This window comes from Gynuella sp. (assembly GCF_050297175.1).
Lineage (GTDB): Bacteria > Pseudomonadota > Gammaproteobacteria > Pseudomonadales > Natronospirillaceae > Gynuella.
The window spans coordinates 169,694-182,814 of sequence record NZ_JBNKSF010000035.1 but is presented as its reverse complement, the minus strand read 5'-3'; the positions used below and the strand labels follow the sequence as shown (position 1 = coordinate 182,814).

General features: G+C 47.5%; 5 protein-coding genes. 4 read left to right on the top strand and 1 reads right to left on the bottom strand.

What is annotated here, in order from left to right; translation table 11 throughout:
* Nucleotides 1–19: 19 nt before the first annotated feature.
* Entirely contained in the window at nucleotides 20–6,016 is a 5,997-nt protein-coding gene (locus tag ACQY6I_RS13920; RefSeq protein WP_428242097.1) for an SDR family NAD(P)-dependent oxidoreductase, read from the bottom strand.
* A 729-nt stretch (nucleotides 6,017–6,745) separates the two neighbouring features.
* On the opposite strand from ACQY6I_RS13920, the gene ACQY6I_RS13915 reads away from it, so the two are divergent.
* From ACQY6I_RS13915 to katG, 4 genes are all read left to right on the top strand, one after another.
* Complete coding sequence (locus tag ACQY6I_RS13915) at nucleotides 6,746–7,867, top strand: FG-GAP repeat domain-containing protein (RefSeq protein WP_428242096.1); 1,122 nt, start codon at nucleotides 6,746–6,748, stop codon at nucleotides 7,865–7,867.
* 811 nt (nucleotides 7,868–8,678) lie between these two features.
* On the top strand, nucleotides 8,679–8,888 hold the full coding sequence (locus tag ACQY6I_RS13910) for a cold-shock protein (RefSeq protein ID WP_044618614.1): 210 nt from the start codon (nucleotides 8,679–8,681) through the stop codon (nucleotides 8,886–8,888).
* Between the two features lie 972 nt (nucleotides 8,889–9,860).
* Nucleotides 9,861–10,556, top strand: a complete 696-nt coding sequence (locus tag ACQY6I_RS13905) for a class I SAM-dependent methyltransferase (protein ID WP_428242095.1) — start codon at nucleotides 9,861–9,863, stop codon at nucleotides 10,554–10,556.
* Nucleotides 10,557–10,916: 360 nt separating this feature from the next.
* Nucleotides 10,917–13,091: a catalase/peroxidase HPI gene (gene katG, locus ACQY6I_RS13900; protein ID WP_428242094.1), complete on the top strand. Its 2,175-nt coding sequence runs from the start codon at nucleotides 10,917–10,919 to the stop codon at nucleotides 13,089–13,091.
* Nucleotides 13,092–13,121: the final 30 nt, after the last annotated feature.

Below are 13,121 nucleotides of genomic sequence, written 5' to 3'. Positions count from 1 at the left end.
TTTTACACCCTTGATGCCGTTAAACCATATCGGCTTTTGCCTGAGTTTTGACTTCTGCCTGCGTCGGCCGCATGGTGTCGGTTCCGTTGATCACGATTTCATTGACCTGGGTACCGCCATTCATGGTCAGTTCGTCGAGTAGATATTGCACGCCGGTATCGATTGGTAAAATATGAACGCCACTGGTTTCGAGAATCAGTTTGAGTGTATCGCTGACCATGCCACCGGCCCACGGTCCCCAGTTAATTGAGCACACGGCACTGTCCGGATATTGTCGTTGAAATGCGAAGGCGAATTTGTTGAGCACTTCGTTGGCCATGGAGTAGTCGCATTGTCCACCGCTGCCAAAGAAGCCGGCGATAGAGCTGAAGAACATTAAAAACCGGAGTTTTACCGGGTCAAGAGATTGCAGGACTGTTTTCAGACCAACGACCTTGGTATTGAAAACACCTTCGTAATCCAATTCTGTTTTACGTTGGATCTTTTTATCCGCCAGTACGCCAGCGCCATGGATAAAGCCGGTAACTGGACCCCAGCTCGTCTGAGCTTTGGTGAGAATTGATTTGACCTGAGTTTCATCGGTAATGTCGCCACTGAAGTACATGGCATCACCGCCGATATGTTTGATGAACTGCAATGTGTTTTTAATTTCCTGCTGATTGAGAACATCTGTAATCATGATGTCCAGTTCGGCTGGTTTAACAGACTCACCGCGCTCCTTGTATTCCGTCAATAGTTTCTGGCGCATCACGGTTTTGTCACTGCTGTTCTGGGCCCATGCCGGTAACGTTGTGCTCAACTTTGTCCGGCCCATGAGCAGGAAGCGGCATTTGAACGTCCGGGCCATCTCTTTGACGCATTCAGCGGTAATACCTCTGCCTCCACCGGGCACAAAAAAGAAGTCTGTTCCTGTCGGTGACAGAGTGCTGGGTTGATGGCGATAGTGTTCCTTCAGTGTCAGGGTAATTCGTTGTCCGTTTTTCCAGCCGGTTTCATGAGTGTCGCTATCTGGAGCGGCTAATTCTTTGAATAAAATATCTGCCGCATTAATTGCGGAACAATCCGGATCAATATCGACAGCATGGCAAAAGACCTGATCCCACTCTTGTTTTATTGATTTCATCAGACCGAACAGACCACCTTGAGTGAAGCGTCCACAGAACTGGTCACCGGTGCCAAGCTTTCCATCGATTCGCGTCAATGCCATGAAGAATCTTGAGTGATGCTGTTCAGGTGGTAGGTTTGACAGCGCGGTATGATAAAAATATTTAGCGGCAAAGAACGCGCCTCGGACCATCGCGGTAATTTGGTGATCCCAAGCTGATTCCCAGTGATTTTCCTTATTGTGAACAGGCATCAGATACAGTATTCCATGTATCTCGGTGGTCAGTCCGCTGACGATTTTGAACACCTCTTCAAAGTGCGTTTCGTGGCTGCCGCCAAGCTCTATAACTGCACAGGACTCATTAATGTTTTGAAAGTCAAAGGTCTGTTCTTTCCAGGTGATGATGATGGGTTTACTGCCGAGTTTCAGCAGTTCTCTGGCAAGTATTTCAGTGAGTTCTGAGTCCTCAGAAAACAGGATGATGGTTGATTCTGGTTTGATGCGCGAGATTGCGGTGCCGGTCAATGGTAGCTCCGCTGGAACCACTTCGTAGCGTTTTATATAACGTTCCTGTGGCAACGGTTGGTGACTGTCAGTCGAGGTTCCCTGAGCTAGATAGCTGATAATGCCATTGATATCGGAAATACCACTCAGTGCTTCCACGTCTTCACGCGATAACCCTGAAGGCAGTTGTTCGTTGAGCGCGGAAAAAATTTCCACTCGCTTGATGGAGTCGATACCCAGATCCGATTCAAGATCCATATCAACACTCAGCATGTCACCCGGATAACCGGTTTTGTCACTGATGATTTGCATAAACAGTGTTTTCAGATGGTTGGTGTCAGGTGACACTTGTGCCGATTCTACAGGCGCGATGGGTATTGAGGTGGCTGTTGAGTTGGCAGAGACAGCAGTGGGAGATTGGATGTCGCCAGACTGAGCCAGATACCCAACAATCTCTTCAATTGTCGTTAAGTTTGCCAACGCTTCTACGTCTTCTTTATGGATACCAGAGGCCAGGGCGTCATTGAGGGCGGAAAATATTTCTACCCGTTTAATCGAATCGATGCCGAGATCCGCTTCCAGATTCATATCGGTTTCAAGCATGTCTTCTGGATAGCCGGTTTTGTCGCTAATAATGTTAAAGAGTATTTTCCGGTAGTTGAGCTGACCGCTGGAAGGAGGTGATACTGAGTCATCAGTAGTCTGTGGCACAGGTGGTGCGTGCTCAATAGCGTGTGCATTATTTCGATTAGTCAGATAACCAGTAATGTCCAGAATGGTGCTCAGACTGGCCAGGGCCTCAACATCTGCCTTATGAATGCCTCCTTCCAGTGCTTCATTTAAAGCGGAAAAAATTTCCACCCGCTTGATTGAATCAATGCCCAGGTCCGATTCCAGATTCATATCTGCCTCGAGCATATCTTCCGGGTATCCGGTTTTATCGCTGATAATACTAAACAACAACTTGCTGAGGACACTGTTGTCAGCTGCTGATGGCGCAGTGCTAACAGGTACAGGGGGGATGGTACTGGCCGCCGGCTCAGCTGCTCGATACGTTGAGGTTGTTGTGCCGTTGGTGACCGATGGCGGCACGTTTTCTTCTGTAGGCGGGTGGTTGATCGGCGCTACACGGGTATCGGGTTTGTAGCTGTTGTCAGCGGTATGATGAGGCAGGTTTGATGGCAGCGTGGTGGTGTTTTGTAATGAGGAATGTCGGTCTGGTGAGTTTATCAGTCTGCTTTGTTCATTGAAGAATGCACTGTAAGCCTGAAAACTGTTTTGCTGGAAACTTTCCATCAGACCCAGTTGTTTTTCAAGTATCGGATCAGTGGCTTTGTTGGCCAGAATTTTCAATATATCAATCTGTTCGCCCTGATTTTTCAGAAATTGCTGAAGTACTTTGCCGTTGAGCTGCTGGATACTGTCAATGACGGCTAAATCGGATGATGTGTGTGGTTTATCCACAGAAAACTCCTTGATGTTGGCCACATGGTTGGGTTCCGGGTGAAGATGCCGATGCTCCCGGTTTTCTTTCGGCGGGATGTCTGCCGCAGTCATTAACACAAGGTCATCTTTTTTCTCGACGGCTTCGGTGATCCTTGCACGGGTCTCTTTGGTAAAAAAGACTGTGGGATCAACCGTAAAAACGGCCGGGCTCTGTTTTTTTGCGGGTGCGGTTGTTGTTTTAAGAGTATATGGATCATCTGATAGAACCACGCCCAGTACTTTTAATTTCACTAACGCCTGTCGTAGTTGAAGTTCTGCGGAAATTTTGGGAGAGGGATTCAGACTGACCGTTTCAAACTCTCGGTCGCCCAGTATTTTTTCCACCAGTGTGGCGAGTACTCGTTTTGGGCCGATCTCCACAAACAGCCGGCCGCCGGCTTGATAGACGTTTTCGATGGTGCTGATAAATTCGACCGGTGATGTTATCTGGGACGCGAAACGAGCTTTGGCTTCCTGTATGTGTTTTGGGTAGGGCTGAGCATTGGCGTTGGCAAATACTTGAGCGGTTAATGGATGAAATTTCCTGTCCGCCAGAAAATGTTCCATTGCTGTTTGCGCCGGTTTCATTGCCGGTGAATGGAAAGCTGCAGATACCGGCAACCGACTGGTCGCAAATGCCTTTAATTGCTGTTCGGCTTGCTCAATGGCGGCTATCGAGCCGGACAACACTGTCTGTTGGGGTGAGTTTATATTAGCGATATGAAGATCCGGGATGGTTGCCACGATATCTTCGATGCTGCTTTTATCCGCGATCACTGCCAACATGGCTCCGGGGGTCCCACCTGCCTGCTGCATGAGTTCTCCGCGTTTACCGGCAATTTCCAGGAAGTCGCGATCTGTAAGCGCACCTGCAGCCCAAAGCGCTGTCAGTTCCCCAAAGCTATGGCCAATAAAAAAGGTTGGATTCAGGCCGCGTTTCCGGCATATGGAAAACAGGCCGGCCGAAAGTGCTCCCAAGGCCGGTTGGGTGTTTTCGGTTTGGTGAATGGAGGACGACCATGCCTGTTCTCTGGATGGATCATACAGTGATATGGGATATAAAATGTCGGACAGTGCCGGCCGTTGTTGGCTCAGGTTAAGATTGTCTGCCAGTTCCAAAAAGGATCGTAGTTCCGGGTAGTTTTCTACAACGGATTTTAGCATGTGTGGATACTGCGAGCCTTGACCCGGAAACAGTGCTACAACCTTGTCTCGATGCAAATATGATGCTGCGCGGAAATAAATACCGTCCGGTGTTTCCCACTCGTTGGTGGTACGTTGTTCCAGTTGTCTGAGTGCTTGGGCCAACAGATCTTTTGCCTGTTGAAGGTGTTCTGCCACAAATCCCAAACGGGGTGAATCGTGATTGGTCGGTGCGGTAGAGGATAAATCATCGAGCCATCGTGCGAAGGAAGTGTCATCTGTGTCAGCTTTCAATCCGGTTCCGATCAGCGCCATTAGGTCTGTTTTGGTCTCGGCGGATAACAGGACTTCCCTGGGAAGTTCGGACAACCGGTATGCAGCTTTATGGTCCTTTTGATATTCCTCTAACACGATATGAAAATTGGTACCACCAAAACCAAATGCGCTGACTCCAGCCCGGCGTGCAGGAGTACGCTGATTAATGATCCATGGGCGGCTTTCGGAGATCACGTAAAGAGGTGAATTATCCTGCGCCAGTTTTTCTCCCGGTTGTGTCACGTTAATCATCGGTGGCAGAATTTTATGATGCAATGCCAGGATGGTTTTGATCATTCCTGCGGCACCTGCAGCCAGACGGGCATGGCCGATCTGACTTTTCACACTGCCCAGAGCAATCTGTTTGGCCGGCGTATCATGGGTGGAGAAAAAACGAGTCAACGTTTCAACTTCACATTTGTCGCCCGCGGGTGTTCCGGTACCGTGTGCTTCGATCAACCCGATGGAACAAGGTTCAACCTGCGCGTTTTCATAAGCCCGATTCAGTGCCTTCAACTGACCTTGGGTGTTGGGGGCGTAAATGCTCATGACTTTGCCGTCACTGGATGACCCGATACCTTTAATCACGGCATAGATCCGGTCATTGTCGTGTTCAGCATCATCAAGACGTTTTAACACCATCATGCCGATACCATCCCCCAGTAGCATGCCATCGGAATTGGCGTCAAACGGGCGACAATGGTTGGATTTGGAAATGGCTGGTGTTTTGCTGAAAGACACAAAAGAGAAATCGGAACAGTCCAGGTTTACACCACCCGTCAATACAATATCGCACTCACCGGTAATGAGTTCCTGGGCCGCGTATTTGATCGCTGAGAGACTGCTGGCACAGGCGGCATCCACGGTTGAGTTGGTACCACCAAAATCAAACCGGTTGGCGATTCTGCCTGCGACAATGTTGGCAAGATAACCAGGGTTCGAGGCTTCGCTCCAATCAAGTTCAGAGTCTTGAATGCGTTCTACGATGTGGTTGGCAACGGCTTCCGGAACGCCACTGTTGAGGATGATTTTCCTTAGTCTCGGGGTTTGCAGGCGATGACTTAAACTAAAAGCAGTTTTACCAATTGCAGCGCCCAGAATGACACCTGCTTTATCCCGGTTGAAGGGTTTTGCTTGGCTACCTAACAGATTAGCATCCATCAATGCCTGTCTGGCGACCAGAAGTGCAAACAGCTGATCGACGGAAATGGACTCCATGAGTTTTGGTGGAATGCCAAATTCCAGTGAGTCGAATTCAACAGCGTCAACAACGCCTGCTTTTTTGCCGTAGGTTTTATCGCGCGCAGAGGGATCAGGGTCGTAAAAATCCTCCAGCTCCCAGTAGAGCTCGGGGATGTCTATGATGCTGTCTTTTTTGTTTAGGATGTTTGACCAGAAATGTCGGGTATCGGGCGCGTCCGGAAAAAAGGAACCAATGCCAATGACCGCAATATCTTTTTTCATCGTGCCCTCACATAAATTTGTATAACGACAAAGTGAGCTAAACCATATCTCCACTATGTGTCAAAAATTCGGCGAAAAGAACTCCCCCTTTAGTATGAATTTTTAGGGTGCCCTAAACTGTTGCGTAACTAATCATCTATGTGTTCAAAACTTGATCTGGATAGGGGCATTGCTTTTTCAATGGAAAAAAATCTGCACTGCTGTGGAGCAATAAAAAATGACTGATTTATAAAAATTACAAGCCAGGTTTGAAAAAAACATGATAATCAGAATCATTCAGTAGAGGCTGGTGTTTTTTATGAATGATTGATCTGAATCGTATTGTTAGACATAAATTGAGTGAGTCTAAGTTTCTATGTGGAATCGAAAATGCTGATTTATGATTTTATGATGATGTTTTTTGTTTTTTCTGATTAAAAAACTCGAGATTCCGTACCTTGTTTTTTTTGAGCCTAAAAAACACTTGTTGTTTGTATTAATGGTGAGGTAAGTGTGTTCTTTTAGAGAGGTATTCTAGGTATCAAAAATGGCCCGATAGTCTCCTTGATGTTTTTTTGAACCGACGGTTGGAACATTGGATTGAATGAGTGTTCCAGAATTGTGCGGTTTTCCGACTAATGACTGAAATTCAGCCTGTCTCCTCATGTAGTAAAGTAGTCGGCCACTCATATCGTTTCTCGATATGTCAGAATAATATTCAAAACCAATGAGCGCTCAAAGGAGAAGTCTATGCCCTCAGATCTACTCGCACCGTCGTTTTCACGTTCCTTTTTCCACCAGCTTCTGCTCACAACGGGTGTCGCAGCTGTATCGTTGTTGGCCGTAAATACGATGGCTGAAAATGATTTTGATCACGATGCCAAGACAGATATGGTTGTTTGGCGGCCCAGCGATGGTACCTGGTATGTACAGACATCTTCTTCTGTCTGGACCAACTCGTTCAGTCGTCAATGGGGACTCATCAACGATGTTCCCATTATGAATGCTGATTTTGATGGTGATGGTGCTAGTGATATGACGGTATGGCGCCCCTCCAACGGTACCTGGTATACCCGAACCTCTGCTTCGAACTGGAATGACTCTTTTTCCGTGCAGTGGGGACAGGTTGGAGATATTACTTTGGGGAATTCCGACTTCGATGGCGATGGTCGCAGTGATATGGGCGTTTGGCGGCCTACGAATGGCACCTGGTACATCAAAACCTCTTCGTCAAACTGGAGTGCCAATACGGCTGTAGCACACGGGACAGCAGGTGACATTCCGATTATACAAACTGATTTTGATGGTGATGGCATTGATGATATGGCTGTTTGGCGCCCTAGTGACGGTAACTGGTTGGTTCGGACGTCATCTTCCGGCTGGGGATCCGGTTTCACTCGCCAGTGGGGGCTGATAGGGGATACTCCATTGATGGACAGTGACTTTGATGGTGATGGAAAAGCCGACATTGCGGTATGGCGTCCGAGTAACGGAACCTGGTATGTCAGAACCTCCACCTCCGACTGGAATAGCAGTTTCAGTGTTCAATGGGGCTTATATGGTGACACACCGATCGTTAACACTGATTTTGATGGCGACGGAATTGATGATATGGCCGTCTGGCGTCCATCCAATGGTACCTGGTATGTAAAAACCTCATCCTCTGGCTGGAAAGACAGCTTCAGCCGACAATGGGGACTGGTCAATGATGTGCCTCTGGCAAACACTGACTTTGATGGAGATAACAAGGCAGATATGGCGGTGTGGCGCCCAAGTGATGGCACCTGGTACGTCAAAACTTCCAGTTCTTCCTGGAACAGTTCCTTCAGCCGTCAATGGGGAATTGTAGGAGATGTATTGATTAATAACTGAGCTAAAGGCCAGTGCTGAGGTTGGGGTGATAGTCTTATAAATATCTGTCATACCAACGGTCCTATAGCTGTGGCAGATGCATAATTTGTCGCAGCTTTTTTGGGGACCGGTGATCTGAACGATTGGAATCAGTTGGACCCATCAGGCCTGAGTACAACTTACATTATGACGATGGTCTTTTTAGACATCATTAATGGGATATAAAACCCTTTAATGAATGTCCGTTGGATAAATTATAAATGGACGAATATCTAGACCTAGGGAACCATCTGAAAAATGGCCTATTTTTCAGAGGCCCCTAGACATGCTTACTTTAGGTGATATTTCAGTAACAGCGGGAAAGCCAATAGACAGAAATGTATATCTTAACTCTCTTCGACAGGCTAAAGCCGCAATTGTCTGTTTGATGTCCGGAAAAATGGAGAGCTACACGCCTATGCATCATTAAGGATATGGGTAAGGGCGGTTGGTGCGACCAGTTGGAATAGATGTGTCACTCATATGTTTGCGACGCCAGTACGTGTTCAGAAATTCCTGGTGCTCAGTGCGGTTGTGCAGTTTGTATATAGTGCAATATATTGTCGAGCGTTGCTGTTCTGAAAACCCTTAGTGATCCATTAAAAAATTCGGTTGACTTTGCTCTGGATAGGGCATAGATTGTCCCCAGCAAGAAAGTAAGCCTCATTTTTATATTCTCCATTTCGTTGCATTGTCATAAATCTTCGTCCTGTAGTTTTAAATTTTTGTCTGTTTTTCCCGCTACACCAGCCTCTTAAAGGGCTACCATATATCTATATACAGGATAATCATTATGTCTAATTCAACTACTGGTACCGTAAAATGGTTCAACGAGTCTAAGGGTTTTGGTTTTATTGAACAAAAATCCGGACCAGACGTTTTTGCACACTTTAGCGCAATCGTAAGTTCTGGTTTCAAAACCCTTGCTGAAGGGCAAGCGGTTCAGTTCACAGTGACTCAAGGCCCTAAAGGTCCTCAAGCAGAGAATATTGTAGCTATTTAATAGCTCTACCTATTTCTGACGAAGGCAAGCCATCACGGCTTGCCTTTTTTGTGCCTGGAATAATCTACTCCGGTCAATACCGCCTTCCTGTTTTCTACAGTCTACGCATCCGTATATAGTTATCTCAATATATAAGCATAGCCACTGGTGCTCCGTATACTGTTTCAGTAGTCAGTTATTTTATTGGCAATGGCTCCCGGGTTTTCCATGCCCTTGTTGAGGCTGGTGGTTTTCTCTAAAGAATCTCTGAAAAGTGGCCTGTTTTAGTGCAGGACATTGTCAACTCCGTCCTCTTTAATCCTCATTCACGCTAGGGCCTGTCTACACTCATTTCGTCGAACCTGTTATTGGCTAAAAAGACTGCAATTAAGTGATGCGGCATTCCGACGATTAACGTGAAGCCTAGTCATTCTAAGCGAACGTTGATCAACGCAAAGTGCGTCCTTTTTAGCCATAACCCTTCGGGCTGAGGCCAGTGTCACTCAACTCGACGTTGCTCGTCACTCATTTAGGCCTGCTACTAAAACGTCAGGAGCGTTTTAGCGTGTAACCCCGAAGGGATAAAGCTCATGGATGAGCTTTACAATATCACTCCTCGCGCCTGGATTTGAGTGAAACTGGCTCTCAGGAGGCCGATGAAACTAATGGAGACAGGCCCTGGTAAACGACGGTTTTGCCAGCAGTACTTTCTATTGATCCGGTCATCAGATAGATCGTTATGATCTTTTTAATTGTTGTCCAGAGATATCTGATGATATCGCATGGAACATCCGGATTACCCAGGACTCGCATTGGCTGTGGCAATCGTGTGGTTCGACACCTCGATGTGTCCTGCATCAGATTATTACTGTTTTTTAGAGGCCCCTGAGTGTTTTTATACAGTAACGGATAAGATAATCTGCCAACAGAACAAAAGGTGGTATTTTTGTCCGATATCGTGTGGTTCAGGCTTAAGGTGATTTAGGAGTTATTATGAATCAAGATGAAATCAAAGAACTGTTTGATCAGCAGGCTAAAGGTTATGATACTCAATGGGCGAAAACATCGCCGATTCAGAATTGTTTGCATTTATTGTTGCAATCGATGTTTGCCGGACTACCTGTTGATGCTCGGGTTCTGTGTGTTGGCGTGGGTACCGGTGTAGAGCTGATGGGGCTCGCGGAACAGCATCCCCAATGGCAGTTTACCCTGGTCGAACCTTCCAGTGCGATGCTGGATGTTTGTCGTGAACGGGTAGAGAAAAAAGGTTTTCGGGATCGTTGCCATTTTCATGAAGGATTTCTGGAATCGCTTTCGGTATCGAACTCTCATGATGCGGCGACGTGTTTTCTGGTCTCTCAGTTTATTCTCGAACCGACGGCAAGATCAGCTTTTTTTCAAGAGATCGCGGACCGACTGAAACCCGGAGCGCTGCTTGCGAGTTCGGATCTGTCTTCCGATATTGAGTCGTCTGAGTATGCGACTTTGCTGCCATTCTGGATGGATATGATATCTTCCGTCGATATAACCTCTGAAAATCTGGAGCGAGTACGTCATGCCTATGCTAACGATGTGGCCGTCCTGGCAGCACAGAAAGTAGAGCAGATCATCAAATCAGGTGGATTTGAGTCTCCGGTTCAGTTTTTTCAAGCTGGATTGATTCGTGCCTGGCTATCTAAACGCATATAGGTCGTAGTATTTTCAACTGGTTTGGCTTATTCCTGAGTATCCAGTTGAAGCCACATGAAAAGGCTGGCCTTCAACAGATCACTTGCATGAATGAATATGTCGTGGGTAGTGAGTTGTAATGACATTTTGGTGTGATTGTCAGTACTTGAAGACGCTTTCTTTTCTATTTTCACTGGGGAATATGGCATGCCTTTTGTGCGAGTGAAAATATTCCTATCCCTTTGCCCAATCTTTTCCATTTCCTATCGTCAATAAAATCTATCGTTATCTACGATTATTTGGGTTAGTCACAGACCAGCATAACGACTATAAATATAACCACAAAGCAGAAAAATCGAAAAATATAACCGGAGAGTCCTTATGACAGATACGAGCAAATGTCCATTTAATCATTCAGCTGGCGGCGGCACCTCAAACCGCGACTGGTGGCCTAATCAATTACGCTTATCCATTCTCCATCAGCACACGACTAAATCTAATCCGATGGGTGATGGTTTTAATTATGCTGAAGAGTTTGCCAAGCTTGATCTGGCTGCAGTTAAGAGAGATCTTGAAGTTTTGATGACGGACTCTCAGGATTGGTGGCCAGCTGATTTTGGTCATTATGGCCCGCTGTTTATCCGCATGGCCTGGCACAGTGCCGGTACTTATCGTACCAGTGATGGTCGCGGTGGTGGTGGTACCGGCTCGCAGCGCTTCGCGCCCCTGAACAGTTGGCCGGATAACGTTAACCTCGATAAAGCCCGTCGCTTGTTGTGGCCCGTCAAACAAAAGTATGGCGACAAAATTTCCTGGGCAGATCTGATGATTTTGACCGGTAACGTGGCATTGGAGTCCATGGGCTTTAAAACGTTTGGGTTTGCTGGTGGTCGTGTGGATATCTGGGAACCTGAAGAAGATATTTACTGGGGTAACGAAAAATCCTGGTTGGATGACAAGCGTTATTCCGGTGACCGGGACCTGGAAGATCCTTTGGCCGCGGTGCAGATGGGGCTTATCTACGTGAATCCGGAAGGCCCGAATGGTAACCCTGATCCTCTGGCGGCTGCCCACGATATCCGTGAAACCTTTGCCCGCATGGCGATGAATGATGAAGAAACTGTCGCTCTGATTGCGGGTGGACATACCTTCGGTAAAACCCATGGTGCCGGCGATGCGGCGCTGGTGGGGGCTGATCCTGAAGCCGCCAGTATTGAAGAGCAGGGTTTGGGCTGGAAGAGCAGCTATGGTAGTGGTAAGGGCGGTGACACCATCACCAGTGGCCTGGAAGTGACCTGGACCACCACACCGACACAATGGAGTAATAACTTCTTCGAAAACCTGTTTGGCTATGAATGGGAATTGACCAAGAGTCCGGCTGGCGCACATCAATGGGTGGCGAAAGATAGTGATAAAACAGTTCCGGATGCTCATGACCGTTCAAAAAATCACCGGCCTACCATGCTGACGACGGATCTTTCTTTGCGTTTCGATCCTGCTTACGAAAAGATCTCTCGGCGTTTTTATGAAAACCCGGAACAGTTTGCTGATGCTTTTGCCCGGGCATGGTTCAAGCTGACTCACCGTGATATGGGACCGCGTGCTCGTTACCTGGGTGAAGAAGTCCCAGCAGAAGAGTTGATTTGGCAGGATCCAATTCCAGCGGTTGACCATGAACTGGTAAACGATAGCGATGTTGCGGCATTGAAAGCCAAAGTACTGGCATCAGGATTATCCGTTTCAGAACTGGTCTCTACTGCCTGGGCTTCGGCATCCACATTCCGTGGATCTGATATGCGTGGAGGGGCGAATGGTGCCCGTATACGCCTGGCTCCGCAGAAAGACTGGGAGGCCAATCAACCTGATCAATTGGCCAGGGTATTGAGTGTGCTGGAAGGCATACAGAGTGAGTTTAACGATGCCCAGACCGGTGGTAAAAAAATCTCCCTGGCGGATTTGATCGTGCTTGCCGGAGGTGCTGCGGTTGAACAGGCTGCCAAAGCTGTTGGTCAGAACGTTACCGTTCCGTTTAGGGCGGGTCGTATGGATGCCTCGGCTGAGCAGACAGATGTAGAGTCTTTTGCCCACCTTGAGCCCGTTGCCGATGGTTTTCGGAACTATCAGAAAGCCCGGTTTACCGTATCGGCTGAGGAGTTGCTGGTGGATCGTGCCCAGCTGTTAACTCTGACAGCACCTGAAATGACGGTGTTGGTTGGTGGTCTTCGGGCGTTGAACACTAATGTCGGGCAGAGTGTGCATGGCGTTTTCACAGATCGTCCCGGAGTATTAAGTAATGACTTCTTTGTTAATCTGTTGGATATGAATACGACCTGGAAACCGATATCCAAAGAAGAGGATGTATTTGAAGGCACCGACCGCAAGACGGGTGTGATGCAGTGGACTGCTACACGTGTTGATCTGCTATTCGGCTCAAATTCCCAGTTGCGGGCTCTCGCAGAAGTGTATGCGACTGCTGACGCACAGGAGAAATTTGTGAACGATTTTGTAGCGGCCTGGACCAAAGTGATGGAGCTGGATCGTTTCGATCTGCGTTAAACCAAAACACTGTCCCTTGGAATGTGTGGA